Source organism: Herbidospora yilanensis (genome assembly GCF_001570565.1).
In the GTDB taxonomy this organism is placed as follows: Bacteria; Actinomycetota; Actinomycetes; order Streptosporangiales; family Streptosporangiaceae; genus Herbidospora; species Herbidospora yilanensis.
Genome location: NZ_BBXE01000021.1, coordinates 196,416 through 219,255, shown reverse-complemented (window position 1 = coordinate 219,255; position 22,840 = coordinate 196,416). Strand labels below are relative to the sequence as shown.

Annotated in this window: 19 protein-coding genes; 9 read left to right on the top strand and 10 right to left on the bottom strand. The window is 70.3% G+C overall.

The window, feature by feature from the left end; genetic code table 11:
* Positions 1-8: 8 nt before the first annotated feature.
* Positions 9-3,785, top strand: a complete 3,777-nt coding sequence (locus tag AW273_RS16170) for a type I polyketide synthase (RefSeq protein WP_062349134.1) — start codon at positions 9-11, stop codon at positions 3,783-3,785.
* A gap of 108 nt (positions 3,786-3,893) precedes the next feature.
* Here AW273_RS16170 and AW273_RS16165 read toward each other — a convergent pair whose 3' ends face one another.
* A complete protein-coding gene (locus tag AW273_RS16165) occupies positions 3,894-4,466 on the bottom strand; it encodes a DUF3885 domain-containing protein (RefSeq protein WP_062349133.1) in 573 nt (190 codons plus the stop codon).
* A gap of 163 nt (positions 4,467-4,629) precedes the next feature.
* Here AW273_RS16165 and AW273_RS16160 point away from each other — a divergent pair, with 163 nt between their 5' ends.
* Both AW273_RS16160 and AW273_RS16155 read left to right on the top strand, forming a co-directional pair.
* Entirely contained in the window at positions 4,630-5,841 is a 1,212-nt protein-coding gene (locus AW273_RS16160; RefSeq protein WP_063909977.1) for a cytochrome P450 family protein, read from the top strand.
* A complete protein-coding gene (locus tag AW273_RS16155) occupies positions 5,841-6,044 on the top strand; it encodes a ferredoxin (RefSeq protein ID WP_062349131.1) in 204 nt (67 codons plus the stop codon). The genes AW273_RS16160 and AW273_RS16155 overlap by 1 nt, the downstream gene beginning before the upstream one ends.
* Here the strand turns inward: AW273_RS16155 and AW273_RS38635 are convergent.
* From AW273_RS38635 to AW273_RS16135, 5 genes are all read right to left on the bottom strand, one after another.
* Positions 6,025-6,159 carry an ATP-binding domain-containing protein gene (locus AW273_RS38635; protein ID WP_269750245.1) on the bottom strand — a complete coding sequence of 45 codons (135 nt, stop codon included), beginning with the start codon at positions 6,157-6,159 and terminating at the stop codon, positions 6,025-6,027. The two genes, AW273_RS16155 and AW273_RS38635, sit on opposite strands and share 20 nt — an antisense overlap.
* Before the next feature lie 175 nt (positions 6,160-6,334).
* Positions 6,335-7,069: a coiled-coil domain-containing protein gene (locus AW273_RS16150; protein ID WP_062349130.1), complete on the bottom strand. Its 735-nt coding sequence runs from the start codon at positions 7,067-7,069 to the stop codon at positions 6,335-6,337.
* A 153-nt stretch (positions 7,070-7,222) separates the two neighbouring features.
* Positions 7,223-7,717 carry a hypothetical protein gene (locus tag AW273_RS16145; RefSeq protein ID WP_062349129.1) on the bottom strand — a complete coding sequence of 165 codons (495 nt, stop codon included), beginning with the start codon at positions 7,715-7,717 and terminating at the stop codon, positions 7,223-7,225.
* An 18-nt stretch (positions 7,718-7,735) separates the two neighbouring features.
* Positions 7,736-9,202 carry an ATP-binding SpoIIE family protein phosphatase gene (locus AW273_RS16140; protein ID WP_062349128.1) on the bottom strand — a complete coding sequence of 489 codons (1,467 nt, stop codon included), beginning with the start codon at positions 9,200-9,202 and terminating at the stop codon, positions 7,736-7,738.
* A gap of 22 nt (positions 9,203-9,224) precedes the next feature.
* On the bottom strand, positions 9,225-9,893 hold the full coding sequence (locus AW273_RS16135; RefSeq protein ID WP_198168170.1) for a class I SAM-dependent methyltransferase: 669 nt from the start codon (positions 9,891-9,893) through the stop codon (positions 9,225-9,227).
* 181 nt (positions 9,894-10,074) lie between these two features.
* Between AW273_RS16135 and AW273_RS16130 the strand changes: the two genes are divergently transcribed.
* The 4 genes from AW273_RS16130 (at position 10,075) to AW273_RS16115 (ending at position 15,153) form a co-directional block, all read left to right on the top strand.
* Entirely contained in the window at positions 10,075-10,803 is a 729-nt protein-coding gene (locus tag AW273_RS16130; RefSeq protein WP_063909976.1) for a tyrosine-protein phosphatase, read from the top strand.
* A gap of 121 nt (positions 10,804-10,924) precedes the next feature.
* Positions 10,925-11,869, top strand: coding sequence for an ADP-ribosylglycohydrolase family protein (locus AW273_RS16125; protein WP_062349127.1), 945 nt, complete (start codon positions 10,925-10,927; stop codon positions 11,867-11,869).
* Positions 11,866-12,207 (top strand): hypothetical protein, encoded by a 342-nt coding sequence (locus AW273_RS16120; protein WP_062349126.1) that lies wholly within the window; start codon positions 11,866-11,868, stop codon positions 12,205-12,207. The genes AW273_RS16125 and AW273_RS16120 overlap by 4 nt, the downstream gene beginning before the upstream one ends.
* Positions 12,208-12,462: 255 nt before the next feature.
* Positions 12,463-15,153 carry an RICIN domain-containing protein gene (locus AW273_RS16115; protein ID WP_062349125.1) on the top strand — a complete coding sequence of 897 codons (2,691 nt, stop codon included), beginning with the start codon at positions 12,463-12,465 and terminating at the stop codon, positions 15,151-15,153.
* A 124-nt stretch (positions 15,154-15,277) separates the two neighbouring features.
* Here AW273_RS16115 and AW273_RS16110 read toward each other — a convergent pair whose 3' ends face one another.
* From AW273_RS16110 to AW273_RS16100, 3 genes are all read right to left on the bottom strand, one after another.
* A complete protein-coding gene (locus AW273_RS16110; protein ID WP_062349124.1) occupies positions 15,278-18,619 on the bottom strand; it encodes a 3-keto-alpha-glucoside-1,2-lyase-like domain-containing protein in 3,342 nt (1,113 codons plus the stop codon).
* A 291-nt stretch (positions 18,620-18,910) separates the two neighbouring features.
* The gene (locus AW273_RS16105) at positions 18,911-19,525 is read right to left on the bottom strand and encodes a response regulator (RefSeq protein ID WP_062349182.1); all 615 of its coding nucleotides are present in this window, start codon (positions 19,523-19,525) and stop codon (positions 18,911-18,913) included.
* 38 nt (positions 19,526-19,563) lie between these two features.
* Entirely contained in the window at positions 19,564-20,622 is a 1,059-nt protein-coding gene (locus AW273_RS16100) for a sensor histidine kinase (protein ID WP_198168169.1), read from the bottom strand.
* A 147-nt stretch (positions 20,623-20,769) separates the two neighbouring features.
* On the opposite strand from AW273_RS16100, the gene AW273_RS37900 reads away from it, so the two are divergent.
* Both AW273_RS37900 and AW273_RS16090 read left to right on the top strand, forming a co-directional pair.
* Positions 20,770-21,297 (top strand): hypothetical protein, encoded by a 528-nt coding sequence (locus AW273_RS37900; protein WP_198168168.1) that lies wholly within the window; start codon positions 20,770-20,772, stop codon positions 21,295-21,297.
* A gap of 76 nt (positions 21,298-21,373) precedes the next feature.
* Positions 21,374-21,712, top strand: coding sequence for a hypothetical protein (locus AW273_RS16090; RefSeq protein WP_062349121.1), 339 nt, complete (start codon positions 21,374-21,376; stop codon positions 21,710-21,712).
* 5 nt (positions 21,713-21,717) lie between these two features.
* Here AW273_RS16090 and AW273_RS16085 read toward each other — a convergent pair whose 3' ends face one another.
* Positions 21,718-22,821 carry an epoxide hydrolase family protein gene (locus AW273_RS16085; protein WP_062349120.1) on the bottom strand — a complete coding sequence of 368 codons (1,104 nt, stop codon included), beginning with the start codon at positions 22,819-22,821 and terminating at the stop codon, positions 21,718-21,720.
* Positions 22,822-22,840 lie beyond the last annotated feature (19 nt).

The following is a 22,840-nucleotide window of genomic DNA, read 5'->3' as shown; positions in this document are numbered from 1 at the left end:
CAACGCAGATGGTCGAACCAGTCGCGGTGATCGGGATAGGCTGCCGCCTTCCCGGCGACGTCCACTCACCGGACGAGTTCTGGGACCTGCTGTGCGCCGGCCGGAACACGACCCGGCCGCTGCCCGCCGACCGCTGGCGCCGGGACGAGAACCGGAGCCCCGAGAACGCCGCCGCGCTGCGCGACGCCGTGCGTCACGGCAGTTTCCTGGACGACATCGAGGGCTTCGACGCGGAGTTCTTCGGCCTGTCGCCCCGCGAGGCGGAACTGATGGACCCCCAGCAGCGGATCCTGATGGAGACCGCGTGGGAGGCACTGGAGCACGCCGGCCTGCCGCCCCACGGGCTGCGCGGCACCGACACCGGCGTGTTCGTCGGCGTCTGCACCGGCGACTACGGCGCCCGCCTCCTGGAGGACCTGCCCCAGATCGAGGCGTGGACCGGGATCGGTGCCGCGACCTGCGCCGTCGCCAACCGCATCTCCTACTCCCTCGACCTTCGCGGGCCCAGCATGGCGATCGACACCGCCTGCTCGGCGTCGCTGGTCGCGCTGCACCTGGCCGCGCAGAGCCTGCGGCTCGGCGAGAACGACGTCGCCCTCGCGGGCGGCGTCAACCTGGTGGTCACCCCCGGCCAGACCCTCACGCTCGGCACGGCCGGCGCGCTGGCCCCCGACGGCCGGTCGAAGTCGTTCGACGCCTCGGCAGACGGCTACGGCCGGGGCGAGGGCGTCGGCGTGGTCGTGCTCAAGCGGCTGTCGGACGCCCGGCGCGACGGCGACCGCATCCTCGCCCTCGTCATCGGCAGCGCCGTCAACCAGGACGGCCACACCCAGGGCATCATGGCCCCCTGCGGCGAGGCCCAGGAACACGTGATGAACCGGGCCTGCAAGCAGGCGGGCGTCGCGCCCTCCACGGTCGACTACATCGAGGCCCACGGCACCGGCACCCGGCTCGGCGACCCCCTTGAGGCGGGCGCGCTCTCCGCCGTGTACGGAACCGGGCGGCCCCCCGGCGACCCGTGCCTCATCGGCTCGGTCAAGTCGAACATCGGTCACCTCGAAGGCGCGGCCGGCATCGCCGGCGTCATCAAGGCGGTGCTCGCCCTCCACCGGGGCTCGATCCCGCCCAACGTGCTGACCAGCCTGAACCCGGCCATCCCGTGGGAGACCTCGGGCCTGCGCGTGGTCACCGAGCAGTCGGAGTGGCCGGCCCGCGACCACCCCCGCCGTGCGGGCGTCTCCAGCTTCGGCTACGGCGGCACGGTCGCCCACATCGTGCTCGAACAGGCCCCCGCCGCCCCGGAGACCCCCGAGGCCGAGACGACCGGAGAGCGGCTGTTCCCGCTGTCGGCCGCCTCGGAGAAGGCGCTGCGGCAGTACGCGGGCCGTTTCGCCGACCACCTCGACAAGGGCGCCGACCTGGCCTCGGCCGGGCACACGCTCGCGCTGCGCCGCACCCACCTGCCCCGGCGCGCCGTCGTGCTCGGCGCCGACCGGAACGACCTGACGGCCGGGCTGCGCCGGCTCGCCGACGACGTGCCGGCCGAGTCGGTCATCACCGGCGACGTGCTGCCCGACCTCGGCCCCGGGCCGGTCTGGGTGTTCTCCGGGCAGGGTTGCCAGTGGCGCGGCATGGGACGGGAACTGCTCGGCGTGCCGGAGTTCGCGTCCCTGGTCGACGAGATCGACCCGATCTTCGTCGAGGAGATCGGCTTCTCCCCCCGCCAGGTCCTGACCGACGGCGAGCTCGACACCATCGACCGCGTCCAGACCATGATCTTCGTGATGCAGCTCGGCCTGGCCCGGTTGTGGACCGCCCACGGGGTCACCCCGGCGGCCGTCATCGGCCACTCCGTCGGCGAACTCGCGGCCGCGGTGACGGCCGGCGCGATGAGCGTCGCCGACGGCGCCCGCCTGATCTGCCGCCGCTCCGCGCTGCTGCGCCAGGCCGAGGGCAAGGGGGCCATGGTCATGGTCGACCTGTCCTTCGAGGAGGCGGCCGACCGGCTGGCCGACCGCGCCGACCTGGTGGCCGCGATCTCGTCGGCCCCCGGCTCCACCGTGTTGTCGGGCGACGTCGACGCGGTCGAGGAGGTGCTCAACGACTGGCCGGCCGAGGGCATCGTGACCCGGCGGGTCGCCTCCGACGTCGCCTTCCACAGCCCGCAGATGACGCCGCTGGCCGTCGCGCTGGCCGCCGGGGTCGCCGACCTCTCGTTCGGGCCGGCGAAGATCCCGATGTACACGACCGCGCTGGCCGACCCCCGCTCGACCGCCGTCCTGGACGGCGCGTACTGGGCGGCCAACCTCCGCGACCCCGTCAGGCTCGCCGCCGCCACCACGGCCGCCGCGCAGGACGGCCACCGCGTGTTCCTGGAGATCTCCCCCCACCCGGTGGTCGCCCACTCGGTGACCGAGACGCTCTCGGAGAACGGCTTCGAGGACGTCTTCGTCGGCACGTCACTGCGCCGCAACCAGCCGGAGCTGCCGACCTTCCTCGCCTCGGTGGGCACCGCGCACTGCCACGGCGTCGACGTCGACTGGACCCGGCTGCAGCCGTCGGGCGGCCTGGCCGACCTGCCGCCGTACGCGTGGCAGCACCGCCGCCACTGGCGCGAGTCGTACACCGAGACCGACAACCGCGGCCACGACGTGGACTCCTACACCCTGCTCGGCGCCGGCACCTCCCTCGCGGGCAGCCGCACCCGGGTGTGGCGGACCAGCGTGCAGGACGCCAACCGCCCCTACCCGGGCAGCCACGCCCTCAACGGCGTCGAGATCGTGCCGGCCGCCGTGCTGGTCAACACGTTCCTGCACGCCGCCGAGGACGAGGACGTCACCCTCACCGACGTCGAGATGATGCACCCCCTGATGACGGCGGAACGCCGCCAGATCCAGGTCGTCCTGGAACCCCCCTCGGTCCGGCTCGCCGCCCGCACCCCCGCCGCCCCCGGCGAGCCCGAACCCGCCTGGCTGGTCCACGTCACCGCGAACGTGGCCGCCCCGGGCCAGGTCAAGCCCGACGTCCTGCCGGACGCCGACGCGCTGACCCCGATCGACCCCGGCTTCGTGCACCAGCGCCTGGCCACCGTCGGCGTCCCCTCGACGGGCTTCGACTGGACGATCGAGACGCTCCTCGGCGGCGACGGAGCCCTCCGCGCGACGGTCCGCACCGACGGCACGCGGAGCTGGGCCCCGGCCCTGGACGCGGTGATGTCGGTCGCCCCCTGCGTCTTCCCCGGTGATCCGGTGCTGCGCATGGTCGTCCACATCGACGAGATGGTGCTGACCGGCACACCCCCCACCACGGTGATCATCGACGCCGCCGTGGACCCGTCCGCGGAGGACACCGCGAGAGCCGTCATCGCCGACGTGGACGGCCGGGTGGTGGGTCACCTGACGGGCCTGCGCTACCCGGTGATCGACGCCCCCCTCCAGGCGGACGAGGACCTCGGAGGCCCGGCGGAGTCGTTCGCCGGCGTGGCGCCGGAGGACCTGCGCGAACGTGTGCTGCCGGAGATCCGGGCGGAGATCGCGACCGTGATGAGACTGGGGCCGGAGGATCTGTCGGTCCGGCGTCCCCTGGTCGAGCAGGGGCTCGACTCGGTGATGACCATCATGGTCCGCCGCCGCCTGGAGAAGCGCTTCGGCTGCCGCCTGCCGGCCACCCTGCTGTGGCAGCAGCCGACCATCTCGGCCATCGCGGACCACCTGGTGGAACTCCTCCTGGCGGCCGTACCGGAGGCGAAGAGGGAGCCCGAGATCGTGCCCGTGTTCGGAGGCTGAGAAGCGGCGGCCCGGGGGTTCGATCCCTCCGGGCCCGTCACTTGAGCGTGAGCTCCTTCTCCGACCTGCCCGGGAACGGTTCGCCGAGGGTGGCCGCCAGTGGCCGGGTCATCTACAGGCCTTGAGGCCGGCCCTCGTCGCGGAGTCCTCCAGGATGCGGTCGGCGCCGCCGTCGTAGGGGTGGAACACGCGCCGCATGTCCAGGTCGGTGATCATGACGTTGCCGATGCCGTCGTCGGCCACGGCCCTGAGCAGGGCGTCGAGGGAACCCGGACGCCGGGTCCGCCGGGTCACCAGCAGATGGGAGTACGAGGGGAACTCCTCGTCGGGGGCGTCGTCGGTGACCGTCATCCACAGTCGCGCCCCGGGGTTCAGGGCGACCGGCTCGGGATGGCGCAGGGGTTCGCCGAACGAGGGTTCGTCCGTGAAGGCGGTGGTGATCACGTAGACGTCCTGGTCGCCGAACAGCTCCGACAACACGGTCTCGTGCCGGTTGAGCAGGATGGCGTACTCGTCCTCTGTGTCCGGGTAGCGCTTGGATTCGGGCGGGCTGTGGAAACGGACCCATCGCGGGCGGCACGCCCACTTGAGCTCATAGGCGACCGGCAGGCACTCCGGCCGGTTCGCCCGCCAGGTCGCGGTGAGTTCCGGCCAGGAGTCGAGCACGCACGTCCACGTCACCGGGCCAGCGTAGGAGGGCGAAAGGGAGATCCGGAGACGGGGTCGCGGTCGTGCACGTCAGGGCGGTCGTGTTCGGCTGTTTTCAGTTCTCGGTCCGCTGAGTTCTCGGGGCGAAATTTCGAATGTACGATGCGGGCGACCTGATCAACGTAAAGGAAACCGCATGTCGAATACGGTCGTCCCATTCGAGTTGTTCAGTCCCGACTATTTCCGTGACCCTTATTCGGTGCTCGACTGGTTGCGGGCGAACTCCCCCGTCCACCGATACGTCTTCCCCGTCGGAAACGTGCCCATGTGGGTCGTGACCAGGTATGACGACGCGATGGCGATCCTCGGCGACACCCGTTTCAGCACGGCCGAGTGGCGCGGCAGCGCCGAATTCCAGGCGTCCGGGCTCTCCGTGAGCGCGGGCACGGTTCTCTCCCAGACCATTCCCGGGCTCGACCCGCCCCAGCACACCAAAGTGCGCCGGTGCGCCATGAGCGCGTTCACGCCGCGCAGCGTCGACCGGTGGCGGGAGGACGTCCGGCGGATCGTCGACGAGACCATGAAAGATTGGGCGGCGGGCCAGGAAAGGGATCTGGTCGCGGAGTTCGCGGCGCTGATCCCCTCCCAGGTGATCTCGACGCGGCTCGGGTTCACGCTGGAGCGCCGGGAGCAGCTCGCGGGCGACGTCGATCTGCTCATCTCGACCGACCCGGCCGACTTCCCGCGCATCCCCGGCGCGCGGGAGCGCATCATCGCCTACGGGCGTGACCTCGTCGCGTTGAAGCGGGCCGAGCCGGGCGACGATCTCACCTCCGCCTTCATCCGGGCCGCCGACGAGGAGGGGCGGATCACCCAGGACGAGCTCGACGCGATGGTCATCATCATGATCATCGCGGGGGTCGGCACGACCAAGATGTTCCTCACCAACGCGATGCTCGCTTTGCTCGACCATCCCGGCCAGCTCAAACTGGTCGTCGACGACCCGGCGATCCTGGCCGGAACGGGCGTCGAGGAGCTGCTCCGCTACGAGTCGCCGGTCGCCTCGACGCCCTGGCGGTTCCCGACCGAGGACGTCCGGATCCGCGACCAGGTCATCGCCGCGGGGGAGCCGGTCATGGTCATGGTCGCGGCGGCCAACCGCGACCCCGGCGTCTTCGACGACCCCCACCGGCTCGACCTCACCCGGACCGGTGTGCGGCATCTCGGGCTCGGCCACGGCATCCACAACTGCCTCGGCGCGGCCGCGGCCCGGCTGATCAGTGAGATGACCCTGGCCACGCTCATCGGGCGGTTCCCGGGCCTGCGGCTGGCGATCCCGCGTGACGAGGTGCGCCGCCACGAGGTCTGGGCGCTGAACGACTACCGCGCGCTGCCGGTGATCCTCTGATGGGCCGGCGTCTGGAGGTCGACCGGGCGTTGTGCTTCGGCACGGGGCTCTGCTCGGCGACCGCGCCGCGGTTGTTCACCCTCGGGGCCGACCACGTCGCCGCCGTGACCACGGGGGAGCTGACCGATCCGGACGACATCACCCTGGCGGAGGAGGTGGCGGAGTGTTGCCCGCGCGAGGCGATCAGCCTGCGGCCGGCGTGACGACGATCAGTTGCCGGGTGGCGCGGGTGAGGGCGACGTACAGATCCCTGGGGCCCGACTCGCGGTAGGCCTCGACGGCGGCGGGGTCGACGACGAGCACGGTGTCGAACTCCAGCCCCCGGGCGTCGGGAGCGGCGACGACGATCGCGCCGCTCCCTTCCAGCGCCTCGGTCCGGCCGGGCGGGGCGATGACGCCGACCAGGCCGTCGACGGCCGTCTGGTCAGGATGACTCCCGGCGGCCCGCCGGAGCTCTTCGCCGATGTCGGCCCCCGCCCACCCATGCCGGCCGTCAGCCGGCGCGCACCAGGCGGAGGAAGGCCTTCAGGCCGGTGATCAGCTCCTGGTTGTCGCTCAGCCCGTCGACGGTCTCGTCGAACTTCCTGGTCATCGTCGTGATCCGCCGGTTCAGGTCGTGGTCGGCGTCCTCCAGGACCGACCGGGCCGCCGCGAGCTCGTTGCGCACCTGCCGCAGCTCCTCGGTCAGCGTCTCGATCGAGGCCTCCAGCGTGGTCCGGGCCTCGACCAGGTCCTTGACGTCGTTGCGCAGCGTCGCCACGTCCTGGCGCGGGTAGTGCAGCTCCTCCATCAGCGTGCCGACCCGGTCCTTCAGGTGGGTCAGGTAGGCGCCGGTGGGCCGGAACAGGGTCGCCAGCAGGTAGAAGCCGGAGAAGTAGTAGCCGACGTACTCCCCGGAGAAGTACGTGACCACCGCGATCACCGCCGCCGAGACCACATGCCCGAGCACCGCCAGCCGCAACATGCGCTTGGCGATGCCCCGGGCCTCGTCCTCACGGGCCTGCGGCACCTCGATGCCGCGCTCCCGCGACAACCTGGTCTCGTGGACGACCCGGCGGGCCGAGAAGTACAGGTTCCACGGCACGGTCAGCAGGATCAGCAACCAGATCAGGCTGACCGCGCCGACGCCGATCGCCAGGACGGTGCTGGGGGCCACGCCGGTCGAGAAGGTCAACCAGGCGGCGAATATCGCGAAAGTCAGAGAAACCAGGAAAATCCACCATTTCATGCCCTAAAGGATCTTCCATCGGCGCGCTCCCCAGCACCGTTTTCGTACTCAGATCGAGTGGGGAATCAGTACCAGTTTCGTCGCAGAACCCATACACCATCGGCGTCCACGGTCACGAGGCGGGTGCCCTGGGTAAGCAGGACCTTGCCCTGACTATCCGGGCCAGGGGACCCCGTCGTCCCACATCCGTTCGGCCTCGGCCGCGAAGCGGTGGAACCAGAGGCCGTCGCGTGGCTCCAGCGCCAGGATCGGCCCGCTCTCGGCCGGGGGACGGTATTCGAAGCGCTGCGCGCAGACGTACCCGCCGTCGATGACCTGCAGGCCCACCGTGGGGACGTGGCGGGTCAGCCGGATCTCCAGGTTCCCCCCGGTGAGCGAGCGCAGATGGTCGAGTTCGGCCAGGACGCCCCGGATGCGCCCGGCCAGCAGCGCGGGATCGGAGCCGCTGTAGCCGATCAGGGCTGCCGCCGCGATGACCGGCTCGTCGTCGGGGTCGACCATCATCGCGAGCAGCGCCAGGGTCGCCGAGATCAGCACCGAGGTCTCGGCCAGCCCGACGACACCGAGGAGGGTGAACGCCAGCGCGACCAGCCCGAGTAGGTAGAGGTCGAGGTTCTCGTCGCGGACGAGCCGGGTCAGGCGCTTCACCCGTACATGATGGCGCGATCAGATCCCCTTCACCGCAAGACTGAACCAGACCGTCTTCCCGCCCGCCACGCGGCTCGTGCCCCATCGGTCGGCGAGCTGGTTCACCACGAACAGGCCGCGCCCGTCGTCGTCGTAGCGGCCGGGTTCGCGCAGCCTCGGCAGGCGGTGGTCGTCGTCGCTCACCTCGCACAGGAGGCTGTCGGTGCGCAGCAGCCGTACCGTGATCGGCCGGGCCGTCGCCCGCACCGCGTTGGTGACCAGCTCGGAGGCCAGCAGCTCGGCCGTCGGGATGAGGGTGTGCAGCCCCCATCCGGCCAGCGTGCGCCGCACCAGCCCGCGCACCCGCGCCGGGGTCTGCGCCTGCGGCTCCAGCAGCCACTGGGCGACGTCGTCGCTGGGGATGCCGGTGAACCGGATCGCCAGCATGGTCACGTCGTCGCGCGCCGGCGCGGCCGGGACCACGCTCGCGCAGACCTCCTCGACCGGCCGCACTCCGGCCAGCCCGCGCCGCAGGCGCTCGACCCCGACGCCGATGTCCTCCCCGCGCTCCTCGACCAGGCCGTCGGTGTAGAGGACGAGCATGCTGTCGTCGTCGGCCGCGATCTCCACCGTCTCGAACGCGTTGCGCCCGAGCCCGATCGGGGTGCCCGCGGGCGGCTGGAGCACCTCGGCCTTGCCGTCGGCGCTCACCAGGATCGGGGGCAGGTGACCGGCGCTGGCGATGGTGCAGCGGCGCAGGACGGGGTCGTACACGCAATAGACACAGGTCGTGATCGTCTGGGCGGCCAGCCGCTGCGCCATCTCGTCGAGCGACTGCAGCACCTGCTCGGCCGGAAGGTCCAGAGAGGCCAGTGTCTGTACGGCTATGCGCAACTGCCCCATGATCGCTGCCGCGTCGAGGCCGTGGCCCATGACGTCACCGACCACCAGGGCCACCCGGGAGCCGGGCAGCGGGATGACGTCGAACCAGTCGCCGCCGACGCGCGCGGCGGCGGGCTGGTAGCGGAACGCGATCTCCAGACCGGGCAGAGAGGGAGGCTGCCCGGGCCGGATCCCCCGTTGCAGGATCTCCAGCGTCTCCAGTTGCCGGCGGTGTAATCGCCCGTGGAAGATCGTCAGCGCCACCGGAACCGCCAGTTGCCCGATGACCAGCACGTCGTCCTGGTCGAACTCGCCGCGTTCACGATCCCGCGCCAGCACCGCGCACCCGATGGCCTCGCCATAGGCCCGCAGCGGCACGGTCAGCAGTCGTCCGCCCACCAGTTCGGGAACCGTGGCCGCCGGATCGCCCGACCAGCGCGAGGGCAGCCGCCCCCGCGGATCGAGCCGGTGCACGGCACCCCCGTCGAGGTAGACGGCGGCGGCGTCGGCCAGCCGGGGCACGGCCGCCTCGCAGAGCAGCCGTGCGGCCTGCTCCGGATCGAGGCAGTCACCGATCGCCCGTGCCGTGTCACCGAGAAAAGCCAGACCCTCGGTGTCGATCACTGTGTCTGAGTCACTGTGTCTTTCAGAACTGGTTCCGCCGGCAGTTGAGGAAGAGCTGGATCTCCGGCGGCGCCTGCGTGGTGGCCGGCGCGTAGGAGATGTCGGTCTCGACGACCACGGTGAACCCGGTCTCCTCGACCAGGGCCCGCAGGTCTTCACGCAGGTAACCGGTGACGCGGACGGGAGCGCCGAGGAACTGGAACGGCACGTCGTCGAGGTCGATCTCGACCATGCTAAGCGCCAGCAGCCCACCGGGCACGATCACGTCGTGGATCTTCTGCAACGCCGTCGCGATGTCGGCCCGCGGCAGCATCAGCAGCGAGAAGAACGCCACCACCGCGTCGAAGCGCCCGAGCGACGCGTCGATCTCGGTGACGTCGCGCTCCAGGAACGTCCCCTCGGGCACGTTCTTGCGCGCCAGGTCGAGCATGACGGGCGAGATGTCGATCCCGGTGACCTCGCAACCCGCGTCGGCGAACTGCTTGGCGGTCGGCTCTCCGGTGCCGCATCCGACGTCGAGCACGCGGGCGCCCGGCTGGAGCTGCTTGATCAGCCACTCCCCGGCAGCGATCTGCCCCTCCTTGTGGGGAAAGGCGTCGTCGTACCGTGACCCGATGCGGTTGAACGCCTCGGCCTGCATAGCCCGGTATTCGTCGCGACTTTGAGCCGAACCGGATTCAGTTGTCATCATGCCGCCATATGGGAGATCGCCGACTTCTGCCCACCAAGTGATAGGCCCTCCTGGCTCACAAGTCAAGATATATCTGCGTTAAATTGACATTTCACGCAAGCGACCTGCGATAACAAGGTTGACTTGACGTGTCGGGCACGTCAATGCTGCGAGTCAGATAAATGTCGGTTTATGGTCGGCAATGCCTCTTGACGTGAAAGGACCCTTCGTGCGCCATCTGTCCTGGGAAGGCTGTCACAACACGAGAGACCTGGGAGGTCTCCCACTTCACGACGGCGGCCAAACACCGTTCGGCGCGCTGGTCCGCTCGGACAATCCCGAACGCCTGACGGCGGCCGGGTGGTCGGCCGCGGTGGCCCATGGAGTACGAACCGTGGTCGACCTCCGCGAGTCCTGTTCGCCGGACCTCCGGCCTCCCGGTCTCATGACGATCAGGATCGACCTGGACGACATGGCCGACGAGCAGGTCTGGCGGCACATCCGCGACAACGAGCTCGACGGGTCGCCGCTCTATTACCGGTACTTCCTGGAGTCCAAGCCCGCCCAGTGCGTGGCCGTGGCGACCGCGGTCGCCCGGGCGCCGGAAGGCGGCGTGCTGGTCCACTGCGGCCTGGGACGCGACCGGACCGGGCTCATCGTCATGCTGCTGCTGTCGCTGGCCGGGGTCACCCGGGACGCGATCGCGGCCGATTACGAGGAGAGCACACCACGGCTGGTCCCGCTCTACGCGGCCCTGGGAATCGACGACCAGACGGCGGAGATCGAGCAGATCCTCCGCGCCAAGGGGACGACCCTGAGAGCCGCCGTGTACGAAGCCCTGAAGGGCTTCGACGCGGAGAGGTACCTCCTGGCGGGAGGCATGGACCCCGATGACGTGCGGGCGCTGAAGACCCGCCTCACCCGGGTGTGACCCGCCGCTCCCGGGCCACCTGCGCGACGAAGAACCTCACGCCGCCATTCGATCCGCCGACCGGCGGGAGGTGGCGATGATGATGGGGGATCATGTGCGAAACCGGTGGAGGGCGCTACAGATGGATCGCAGGGAGCGCGTCGCCGGCGCGATCGTCGGCTCGGCGGTGGGCGACGCCCTCGGCGCCCCCTTCGAGTTCGGCCCTCCGGGCGCGTTCCCGGCCCCGGGCGGCGGAAACGAGATGCGCGGAGGCGGCGGCTGGGACCCCGGCGAGGCAACCGACGACACCCAGATGGCCCTCCACGTCGCCGAATCGCTGCTGGAACGGGGCGGCCTGGACCTTCCCGACGTCTTCGCCCGGTTCCGGCGCTGGGCCGCCGACGACCCGAAGGACATCGGCCTGCAGACCGAAGACGTCCTGACCCGCGACCTGCCCTGGGACCAGGCCGCCGCGGCTCACTACCGCACCAGCCCTCGCGCCGCGGGCAACGGCTCCCTCATGCGGGCCACGACCTCGGCGGTCTACTTCGCCCCGGCCGGCCGCGAGGCCACGATGGACGCAGGCCGTCGCCTCTCCGCCCTCACCCACGGCGACCCGGCGGCAGGGGAGGGCGTCGCCGTCTTCCACGATCTGCTGCGCGTGGCCCTGACCGGCGCCGACCCGCTCCGGGACCTGCCGTGGACCCTCGCCGCCGTCCACCCCGCCCACCGCGACCGATACGCCACGGTCACGGCCGCGGAGTGGCACCCGAGCCGGGCGACGGAGCTCAACGGCGCCGTCTGGCCGTGCCTGGGCTCCGCCCTGTGGGCCCTGCGCACCACCACCGGCTACGAGGCGGCCGTGGGAGCCGCGATCAACCTGGGCGGCGACACCGACACCGTCGCCGCGGTCACCGGCGCCCTGGCCGGAGCCGTCTACGGCCTGCAGGCCATCCCCGCCCGCTGGACGGCGCTCCTGCACGTCCCCCTCCCCGGGAGCGGCGGCCGGACGCTGCGCCTACCGGAACTCCTGGACCTCGCCGACGGGCTCGGTCAAGGGCTGCGAAGCCGGACGATCTCACCATGAGAAAGGCGGTCGTCTGCGCGGCGATGATGACGTTGGTGGCCTGCGGGGCCGCTCTCGAGGAACGCGTCGTGCGGTCCTTCGCCGAGATGGAGCGGGTGGCCCGGACCGCAGGGCCGGACGGTCTCCGCCCGCGGAAGGTCGGCCAGGTCGAGTTCGAGTCCGTCTACCGCGACGGCGACCGCGTCCACTGCGTCGTGGGTGAGGACGGGCCGCACGTGGACCCCTACGGCTATGTCTGGAGCCCGGTGCGCCGACCCGTCGACGACTCCGACCCGGCGGTCGCCTCGTCGTTCGAGCACATCCAGGGCCCGTGGTACCGCTGGAGCGACAGCTACTGAACCGGAGCCGGCCGTCGTGAAAGTTTCATCGGCGCCGGCGGCCCTCCCCGCAACGCGGCTGATCCCTCACGCGGGCGATTTCACCACTGTTGCCAGACAGCCCTCTTGATGCAACATTACCTCAGACGTCAGTCGGCATACGTCATACGTTTGGGATGTCAGGTGACCACATTCCATCTGCTGCGGATTCTTCGTCGGCGTGGCACGGGGCGGACGACCTCGCGACAGGTGATGAACCAGCGAAAGGAAAAGAGCGTGAAGTCAGTCTTATCCACCACCGGGAAGGTGTTGGCGGCGCTCGCGGTGTTCGCCGCCGCCGTGGTGCTCCCGAGCTTGACGGGCGGGGTGGCCTCGGCGGCGACCCAGGCCACCTACTACGTCGCCCCGGACGGCAACGACTCCAACCCCGGCACGATCGCGTCACCGTTCAAGACCCTCCAGCGGGCCAGGGACGTCGTCCGCACGGTGAACTCCAGCATGACCGGCGACATCTACGTCTACCTGCGCGGCGGGACGTACTCGGTCAGCGGCACCATCGACTTCACGCCGGCCGACTCCGGCACGAACGGTTACCGGGTCATCTACGCCGCCTACCAGAACGAGACGCCGATCCTGACCGGCGGCGTCCCGGTGACGGGCTGGACGCAGCACAGCGGCAACATCTGGAAGGCCCCGCTGAACCGGAGCAACAAGCTCCGCGCGCTCTACGTCAACGACAAGCGCGTGTTCATGGCCTCGAAGACCATCGGCTCCGGGGGGTGCACCGGCACCTACAACATCACGGCCGGCCAGGCGTCGTGGGCGTGGGAGTCGGGTTCGCAGTGCGCCGGGTCGCGGTACAGCCTGAACGACTTCCCCGCCGTGGCGACCAACCAGGACGACATCGAGATCGAGACCGGCACGACCTGGACCACCGCGATCGTCGGCGTCCGCACGGTCACCTCCGACGGCTCGAACCGCATCGCGACGTTCCAGCAGCCGGGCGCGGCCATCGCGCAGGGCGCCTTCAACGGCAACGCGCAGGTCGGCGGCACCCACAAGGTCATGAACGCCTACGAGTTCCTCGACCAGCCGGGTGAGTTCTTCTTCGACAAGACCACCAAGACGCTGTACTACTACAAGGCCAGCGCGGAGAACATGTCGACCGCGAGCGTGGTCGCGCCGAACAACGTGACGACCCTCATCAAGGTCGCCGGCACCTCCACCAGCGCCCGCGCCCGGAACATCACCTTCTCGGGCCTCACGGTCCAGCACTCCGACTGGAACCTGTTCAACGTGGCCGGCTCGGTGCTCAAGCAGGCCCAGCAGGGCAACCTCGGCGCGCTCGCCTACGCGAAGCAGAACTTCCACGCCTACTACTACCGCAACGTGGACATGGCGCCCGGCATGATCCAGATCGAGAACGCCGACGGGCTGCTCCTGCAGAACAACCGCATCCAGCACACCGGCGTCGACGGCATCACCATGGCCAACGACGTGGTGAACTCGCAGCTCATCGGGAACTACACCAACGACGTCGCCGGATCGGCCGTCGTCGTGGGCCATCCCCAGCACGTCTACATCGGCGACTACACCTCGTCGAACCGCGAGAAGTACCCCGTGGCGGTCGAGGGCGCGCCCAAGAACATCGAGATCAAGAACAACTACCTCTACGACAGCGCGGTGTTGTTCTACGGGCACAGCCCCATCTCGGCCTACTTCGCCGACGGCCTCTCCGTTCAGCGCAACCGCATCGAGAAGGCCCCGTGGTCGGGCGTCACGCTCGGCTGGGGATGGTGGAACTTCGACGGCTCGTCAGGGTCGATCGCGCCCAACCGGCCGACGACCACGGCGAAGAACAACACCATCAGCCACAACCACTTCATCGACACGGTCCAGCGCCTGAGCGACACCGCTCCCGTCTACACGCTGGGCAACCAGCCGGGAACCACGATCACCAACAACTACATGCAGGGCGTCCCGTCCGGCCACAAGTACGGGCTGCACCCGGACGAGGGCTCGGGCAACATGGTCTTCCGCGACAACGTCCTGAGCGTGGACAAGAACATCACGTGGCTCGTCAACTCCGACGACTTCGGCCGCAAGCACGACCTGAGCATCACGCAGACCTACGGGCCGATCAACAAGGTCTCCAACAAGAACCTGCCGAACAGCACGATCCACGACATCCTCGTGTCGTCGGACTACGTCTGGCCGGCCCCGGCCTACAACATCGCCGTGAACTCCGGCCTCGAAGACGCCTACCGCGGCATCATCCCGCAGAGCAACCTGTCCCTGCCCGACTACGTCCTGCCCGCCAGCACGTACACCGGCAGCGGCCAGACCTCGATCCCCATCCGCAGCACCGGCGACGCGTCCAAGAGCGTCTGGCTGGCCCCCGCGGGCACCACGACCTTCACCGCCGGCGCCACGATGACCAGGGCGGGCGGCACCGCGACGTCCATCGGCGTGCCGACCACCAACGGCGAATACCGTCTCTTCGTCGTGGACGCCCAGGGCAACCGCTCGGCGGCGTCGGCGTCGCTCGTCCGGCAGGGCAGCGGCGGGAGCAGCGGCGGCGGCCAGCAGATCGTCGGCGCCCAGTCGAACCGCTGCGTCGACATCACCGGCGGCTCGGCGACCAACGGCGCGCAGGCCCAGCTGTGGGACTGCGGCACCGGCACCAACCAGCGGCTGACGTACACCTCGGGCAAGCAGCTGCAGGTGTTCGGCAACAAGTGCCTGGACGCCTCGGGCCAGGGCACGACCAACGGCACCCAGGTGATCATCTGGGACTGCAACAACCAGACCAACCAGCAGTGGAACGTCAACTCCAACGGGACGATCACCGGCGTCCAGTCGGGGCTCTGCCTCGACGCCTTCGGCGGCGGCACCGCCAACGGCACGCGGATCATCCTGTGGGCGTGCAACGGCGGCCCGAACCAGCAGTGGAGCCTGCGCAACTGAGGTGATCTTCAAGACCGGGCCGCGGACGGTCACTCCCGGGCCGTCCGCGGCCTGCCGCAGGAAAAAAGGGGCTCCGGTCAGACCGGAGCCCCTTCTGTTCTGCGGTGGCTAAACCGACGTCACGTCAGGAGACGGGTTCGATCCACACGTTGCGGAAGCGGGGGTTCTCGCCCGCGTCGCCGTGGTCCTGGAGGCGGATGCCGCCCGACGCCACGCTCTCCGCGATGTGGTCGCCCGTGCCGCCGTCGACGGACACGTTGTCGTGTACCACCTCGCCGTTCCACACGACCGTCACCCGGGCGTTGTCGACCTTGGCTCCCGTGCTGGTGTAGCGGGCGGCGCGGAAGGTGATGTCGTAGGTCTGCCACGTCCCGGGAGCGGTGGCCCTGTTGCTGGAGGCCGCGCGCTTGTTGTAGATCGAGCCCGCGCCGTTGATCAGGGGCGCGGGGTCACCCGAGGACTCCAGGACCTGGACCTCGTAGCGTTCCTGGAGGAAGACGCCGCTGTTGCCGCGCTGCTGGCCGGTGACCTCCGGCGGGTAGTTGGGCACCAGCCACTCGACGTGGAGCTTGAAGTCGCCGAACGTCTGGCGGGTGCGGATGTCGCCGCCGAGGGACTCGACGGAGCCGTTCGCGATCGGCCAGGTGGCCTGGCCGCCGGCCCGCTTCTCCCACGCCGCCAGGTTCGACCCGTCGAACAGCGTGATCCGCTGCGCGAGCGACACCGAGATGTGGTCGAGGTTGACGTTCCCTCCGTCGCCGGAGTCGTACTTGTACGTGATCTGGTTCGTGCCGCGGACCAGGTTGAGCTGCTCCGTCTGGACGGCCCAGGAGTTCCAGCCGCCCGAGGAGGCCAGCCGCGACTGCTTGACCTTCTCGCCGTTGACGTACACGCTCAACGACCTGACGGTGTCGGCCGCGTAGCGGAGGCCGACGTTGTGCGGGCCGGTCGTGTCGGACCACACGGAGAACGACGTGCTCGCGCCCTCGTTCCAGTAGCCGTCGACGAAGCCCTTGTAGGTGTAGCCCGGGTGGTCCTTGTTCGCCTTCGCGCCGCCGGCCAGCGTGGCGTTCTCGGCCTCGAACACGCGCTGCGCGGCCACGGTGATGTTGTCGAGGTTGACGTGGCCCGTGTCGCCGCTGTCCACCTTGTAGGTGATGAGGTTGGTGCCCTCGGTGAGCGTCAGCGGTTCGACCCGGGTGGCCCACTGCTCCCACGTCACCGTGCTGGGCAGCGGCACCTGCCTGATCTTGGTGCCGTTGACGTACACGCTGACGGACTTGTTGCCGGGCGCCGGGTTCGGGCCGTTGGAGTAGCGCAGGCCGACGTGGTAGGTGCCGTCTCTCGGGACGGTCACGGCGAACTGCGTGGCCGCGCCCTGGTTGCCGTATCCGGCGACGAAGCCGCTGCCCGTGTAGCTCAGGTGGTCGGTGGCCAGGTTCGCGCCGCCGCTGTGCGAGGCGCTCTCGGCCTCGTAGACGGTGTCGGTCTCCGGGCCGTCGACCAGCGTGTTCAGGGTGTACCAGGCCTCGGTGCTCCACAGCGGCCGGCCCGACGCCGAGGCGAACGGGCGCGGCGAGCGCAGGTGCACCACGCGGTCCGCCTTGAGGCCCGTGATCTTCAGCGTGACCTTCTTCCTGTCGGAGGACAGGTCGGCGGAGGTGACGGTCAGCGGCTCCTCGTCGACCTTGGGGCCGCCGTAGGTGGAGGCGGCGGCGTACCGCCACTGGGTGATCTGGTACTTGGTCGCCAGCGACGCGGCGGTCTCGTCCGAGAGGGGCTGCGTGTACTCCAGCTCGAAGCCGCCCGCGATCGCGCGCATCCGCAGCATGTCGAAGGCCTTCTCGTCGCCGGGGGTCAGCTTCTGCAGGCCGTAGTTGAGCTTGCCCGGCTGGCCCCAGTTGCCGCCGGCGCCGAGGCCGCCGGCGTAGATGGCGCCGTCAGGCCCGATGCTGATGCGGTTGACGCCCGCTTCGAGGCCCTGGGTGAGGCGGAAGACCGCGCCCTGGTACTCGCCGTTGACCTTCTCCAGGTAGCCGCGCTGGATGCCGCCGTACGTGACGTCGCCGAACAACATCTGCCCGGCGAACCGGCCCTCCTTCAGCAGCAGCGGGGTGCTGGGGGAGTTGGCGATCTCGTTGTGCGGCAGCCAGAGCACGGGCTTGGTGACGACGTTGTTGTCGAACCGGCCGTCGGGGTTGGTGTAGTGGTTGAAGAACCGCCCCGGCTTGACGTGCACGAGCTTCGAGGCCGGCAACCAGCCGCCCTGGTTGTCCATGACGAACAGGTCGTCGTTCGGACCCCAGCCGAGCCCGTTGGGGGTACGCAGGCCTCCGGCGATGTACTCGACCGCGCCGGTGTCCTTGTTGACCTTGATGGCGGTGCCCCGGTTGGCGGCCGGCTGGGGGTCGGTGGTCGCGCCGCCGTAGTTGATGGCGACGGACAGGTTCAGGTAGAAGTGGCCGTCGCGGTAGAGCAGCCCGAACGCGAACTCGTGGAAGTTGCCGCCGAACGGCCAGGTCGCCACGGTCCGCAGGTTGTCGGCGACCTCGTCGCCGTTGGTGTCGTTCAGCTCGACCAGCCGCGACTTCTCCGACACGTAGAGCTTGCCGTCGACGTACTTGATGCCCATGGGCTCCTGCAGCCCACTGGCGATCTTCTTCGTGGTCACCTGCGCCGCCGAGGTCGCGCCGGTCACGTTGCCGAGCAGGTAGACCTCGCCGAGCCGGTTCTCCGAGCCGCCCCAGGTGGCGATGGCCAGCCGGCCGTCGGGCAGCCAGTCCATGGCGCTCACCTGCGGCTGGAACCCGTTCGGCCGCAGGTCGGTGAGGGTGAAGTCGGGGTGGACCGACGTCAGCGGCAGCCCGTCGCCGGGGGAGTCGGCGCCGCTCTCGCACTCCTTGCGGCCGGGGCCGGTGACCCGCACGACGTCGGCGTCGGTGCTCAGCACCGAGTTCGGCACGAGGGTGAACTGGGAGGAACCCGGGGGCTTCCACTCCAGCTTGAGCTGCTGTCCGTACAGGTGCTCGAAGTGGTCGATGCGCAGCGCGTGGTAGCCGGGGGTCAGGTTGATCGTGCCGTCCACGGCGATCGCCCCGTGCCGCCCGTCGTTGGTGATCACGACGGTGTCGTCGATGCGCAGCCGGGAGCCGTCGTCGCTGGTGAGCCGGAACTCGTACGTCCCGGCGGTGGCGACGGAGATGTTGCCGACGACCTCGGTGACGAACATGTCGGTCAGCCCGAAGTCGGCGTCGGACGTCCAGTCGATCGTGGGCATCAGCTTGTCCACGTTGGGCGTCTGGCCGGGCTTGAGCGTGCAGAGCTTGGACAACTCGACCTGGACGTCATAGGTCCGCAGGGTGACACCCGGCTGCTGCGGCGGCACCGCCGCCCGCGCCTGCGCGGGCACGACGAGGCACGACAGCGCGGTGAGCACTGAGACGGATAACAGGGGTATTTTCCGCATGGCCAGTCCCATCTCGATGAGGGAGCCGCGGTCAGGGCGGCGCAGGGGGGTTACGGCACCGCCGATATGGCCGGCTGAAACGGCGGGTGCCGGTTGCTGTAACACGGGCGTATCAATGCTGCTCTGCGCCGTAATATAGGGCTTGATCGTCGACTTGCCCATAGCCTTTTGCCCAGATCGACAAAAGTTGTGACCTTGTCGGCAGAAGCGCCGCGCGCACGACGTCGGCCTTACGAAGCCACATTCAGACGCGTCTGGGCGACTGCGCCTCCCTCGCGGTCAGGGGCTCCGTCAGGAGGTCTTCGGGCCGACCCTGACCAGCCCCTGCTCGTACGCGAACACCACCGCAGCGACCCGGTCCCGCAGCCCGGCCTTCATCAGGACGCGGGACACATGGGTCTTCACGGTCGCCTCCGCAACGCAGAGGTCCGCGGCGATCTCGGCGTTGGAGCGGCCCCGGCCGATGAGGGTCAGCACCTCGCGTTCCCGGTCGGTGAGCCGGTCGAGGACCTCGGTGTCCCGCTCCGGGACGGTCAGGAAACGCTCGATCAGCCGCCTCGTCACCGCCGGGGCCAGCAGGGCCTGGCCTTCGGCGACCGTCCTGACCGCCTCGGCCAGCCGGCTCGGGGGCGCGTCCTTGAGCAGGAAGCCGCCCGCTCCGGCGCGGAGGGCGTCGTAGACGTACTGGTCGAGGTCGAAGGTGGTGAGGACCAGCACGGCGGGGGCGTGCGGCAGGGCGCGGACGCGGCGGGTGGCCTCGATGCCGTCCAGGCGGGGCATCCGGATGTCCATCAGGACGACGTCCGGGCGGAGCCGCCGGGTCTCCTCGACGGCGGCGAGCCCGTCGGCGGCCTCGCCGGCCACCTCCAGGTCGGCCTGGGCGGCGAGCATCGCGGTCAGGCCCATCCGGGCCAGCGCGTGGTCGTCGGCGACCAGGACGCGGATCACCGGTCCACCTCGAAGGAGATCCGCACGGCGTAGCCGCCGTCGTCCTCCGGGCCCGCCCGGAGGGTGCCGCCGTAGAGGCGGGCGCGTTCCCGCATGCCGATCAGGCCGTGGCCCGGCGGGTTCGGCGGGCCGGACGTGCCGGGGGCGTTGACCACCTCCAGGTCGAGCCGCTCGCCGTAGCCGACGCGCACCCGGGTCGCCGCCGGGCCGGCGTGCCGCCGCACGTTGGTCAGCGCCTCCTGCACGATCCGGTAGGCCGTCAGCTCCAGGCCCGCCGGGAACACGCGCCGGTCGCCCTGCTCCTCGAACGTCACCGGCAGGCCGCCCGCCCTGGCCTGGTCGAGCAGGTCGGGAAGCTGGTCGAGGGACGGCTGGGGGTCGCGGGCGGGATGGTCGTCGGTGCGCAGGGCGTACAGGAGCTGACGCATCTCCCCGAGCGCGGCCCGCGCGGTCTCCGCGACGACGTCCATGTGCGGGCCCGCCTTCTCCGGCGCGACCTCGCGGGCGGCGCCCGCGTTGAGCGCGATGATCGACAGCGAGTGGGCGACGACGTCGTGCAGCTCACGGGCGATGCGCAGGCGCTCCTCGGCGACGGCGGACCGCGCCTTCTCCACCGCCCGCGCCTCGCGGTGCGCGACCAGCAGCCCGGCCGCCCAGGCGGCCGTGACGAAGAAGACCATGATCATGGACGAGGCGAAGTCGGGCGGCGCGGTGTAGTACCGCAAGGTGATCGCCCCGGCCATCCCGCCCACGGCGACGGCCCATCCGGCGACCGCCACCGGCCGGCTGCCGGCGGACAACGCCACGCAGAACGCCAGGATCAGCAGCGAGGGGAACGGGGCGACGGTGGCCGGCACGGCGTCGGTCGTCGCGGCCCGCAGCAGCAGCGCGGCCACGACCACGCCGAGCACCGGCAGCGGCGCCTTCCGGCCCAGCGCCACCGGCACCGTGGTGACCAGCGCGAACCCGATCGCGACCCAGCCCAGCGGGATCGCCTCGGCGACCGCCCACAGGGCGAGACCGGCCGCCGCCACGGGCATCAACGAGCGTCGCACGGACAAAAGGTATCCAGGATTCGGGGTGTTCTGGGGGTTCGTGTCCCGATGTCCACCCGGGGATGTACGGGCCTCAGCCCACGGATGTACCCGTCGGCGACCGGCGGCCGATTCGCCCGGGACGGCCCGTTCTCTAGCGTCGCCGGGGTGATCGTAAGAATCTCCACTCTCGCCGCCGCGCTGGCCATGGCCGTCTCCGGCGTCTTCCAGGCCGTCCGCCCGTTCGACGCCGACCCGCGGGTGCTCGGCGAGGAACATCTGATCCTCGGCCTGTTCGCGGCCGGTCTGGTCCTCAGCATCCCCGGACTGCTGGAGCTGCGCCGCTTCGGGGCCAGGGGCCCATGGGCCGTCGTGGCCGGCCATCTGCTGCTCGCGTTCGGCGCGACCTCGTCCAACGTCAACGGCGCCGACTTCTCCTGGTTCCCGTACGTCGCCGTGCCCGCCAACCTGGCCGTCCTGGCCGGGTCGGTCGTCATGGCGGTCACCCTCTGGCGGGCCGGGCGGTTCCCCCGCCACCTCGCCGCCGCCCTGCCGGTGGTGTGGGCCTGCGAGGTCCCGCTCTCCCAGCTCGGCGGCGGCATCGTCGTCGGGGTCTTCTGGCTGGTGGTCGTGCAGCGGCTGGGCAAGGCGCCCGTGTACGGCGCCGACGTCGGGGAGGTCGTCACGCCCGATTGAGCAGGGCCCTACTCATGCGCGGACATCGTCGTTCCCGCCAGTCTCGGTGCCACAGCGGCAACAGATTGGACACGGCATGCCACAGCACATCCGCAAGTACTGGGGACCGCTCAAGGGACGGGTCCCGCTCAACTTCAACTGGGGTGCGATCAACGTCAACTCGATCGTGCACGTCGCCGCCAGCGAGTACATCCCGGAGTCCGACCCCGACGCGCACGGCGGCTTCGCCGACGCCAACCACCAGCGTTTCATCGGCTCCGCCAACGTGACGGTCTCCAACATCGCACCCCACGGCCCGCCCTGGGACGCCAACCAGGGCGTGACCTTCGTGGTCAACGTGGACTGGCCTCATCCGATCCCCATCGTCACCGACATCACCGTCTTCGACGAGGGCCCGATCGAGATCCAGAACTGACCCGCTCACAACCCCCCGAAGAACCCCCGGAGATCCTGGACGAGCACCTCCGGCGCCAGGTGCGCCGCGTAGTGCCCGGCGGGCTCCTCGTAGGCGTGCCACGACCGGATGTCCTCGTGGTCGCGCTCGGCGAAGGTGCGCATCGACACGAAGTCGCCCTTGAACATCGCCAGCCCGATCGGCACCGTGGTCGGCCCGGCCGGCGCCTCGGCCCTGGCGTCCTCGTAGTAGAAGCGGGTGGCCGAGGTGGCCGTGCCGGTCAGCCAGTAGAGCATGACGTTGGTGAGCACGAAGTCGGGGTCGAGGTCCTCGCCCATGAGCTGCGCGTGCCAGCCGAGCAGCCCGGCGGGCGAGTCGGTGATGGCGTAGGAGAGGGTCTGCGGCTGCTGCGAGTGCAGGATGTTGAACGACATCTTGTTGTCGCGGAACCACGAGAGCACCTTGAGCGCCTCCCGGTCCTCCGGCGTGAGCTTCGCGAACTCCGCGGGATCGCCCGACGGGAACGAGTAGATCTGCGTGACGTGCACGCCGACGACGTGCTCGGGGTCGATCCGCCCCTGCTCGGGAGCGACCAGCGACCCGGCGTCGTTGCCGGCGGTGCCGTACCGGTCATAGCCCAGCCGCCGCATCAGCTCGGCCCACGCCTTCGCCGTACGGAACCGGTTCCACCCCCGCTCCCGGGTGGGGCCGGAGAACCCGAACCCCGGCAGCGACGGGATCACCACGTGAAAGGCCTGCTGCCCGGCCGGCGGCTCGGTGAGCGGCCCGATCACGTCGAGGAACTCCACGACCGACCCCGGCCAGCCGTGGGTGAGCACCAGCGGCAGCGCGTCCGTATGCGGGGAGCGGACGTGCAGGAAATGCACCTTCTGCCCGTCGATCTCGGTCGTGAACTGCGGATGGGCGTTCAGCCTCGCCTCCCACTTCCGCCAGTCGTACGTGTGCCGCCAGCGCTCGGCCAGCTCCTTCACGTAGGCCACCGGCACCCCGTAGTCCCAGCCGGTGTCGGGGATCTGGTCCGGCCACCGGGTGTCGCCGAGCCGGTCGCGGAGATCGTCGAGGACGGCCTGAGGGATGTCGATCCGGAAGGGGATGATCTCTTCGCTCATGACCGCAACGCTACGGAGC

Coding starts and splice junctions, on each gene's coding strand:
- AW273_RS16150 (WP_062349130.1), bottom strand. CDS start 7,069: ATGAAATGGTGGATTTTCCTGGTTTCTCTGACTTTCGCGATATTCGCC.
- AW273_RS16135 (WP_198168170.1), bottom strand. CDS start 9,893: ATGATGACAACTGAATCCGGTTCGGCTCAAAGTCGCGACGAATACCGG.
- AW273_RS16125 (WP_062349127.1), top strand. CDS start 10,925: ATGGATCGCAGGGAGCGCGTCGCCGGCGCGATCGTCGGCTCGGCGGTG.
- AW273_RS16110 (WP_062349124.1), bottom strand. CDS start 18,619: ATGCGGAAAATACCCCTGTTATCCGTCTCAGTGCTCACCGCGCTGTCG.
- AW273_RS16155 (WP_062349131.1), top strand. CDS start 5,841: ATGGGCCGGCGTCTGGAGGTCGACCGGGCGTTGTGCTTCGGCACGGGG.
- AW273_RS16170 (WP_062349134.1), top strand. CDS start 9: ATGGTCGAACCAGTCGCGGTGATCGGGATAGGCTGCCGCCTTCCCGGC.
- AW273_RS16160 (WP_063909977.1), top strand. CDS start 4,630: ATGTCGAATACGGTCGTCCCATTCGAGTTGTTCAGTCCCGACTATTTC.
- AW273_RS16105 (WP_062349182.1), bottom strand. CDS start 19,525: ATGGGCCTGACCGCGATGCTCGCCGCCCAGGCCGACCTGGAGGTGGCC.
- AW273_RS16090 (WP_062349121.1), top strand. CDS start 21,374: ATGCCACAGCACATCCGCAAGTACTGGGGACCGCTCAAGGGACGGGTC.
- AW273_RS16120 (WP_062349126.1), top strand. CDS start 11,866: ATGAGAAAGGCGGTCGTCTGCGCGGCGATGATGACGTTGGTGGCCTGC.
- AW273_RS16130 (WP_063909976.1), top strand. CDS start 10,075: ATGCCTCTTGACGTGAAAGGACCCTTCGTGCGCCATCTGTCCTGGGAA.
- AW273_RS16085 (WP_062349120.1), bottom strand. CDS start 22,821: ATGAGCGAAGAGATCATCCCCTTCCGGATCGACATCCCTCAGGCCGTC.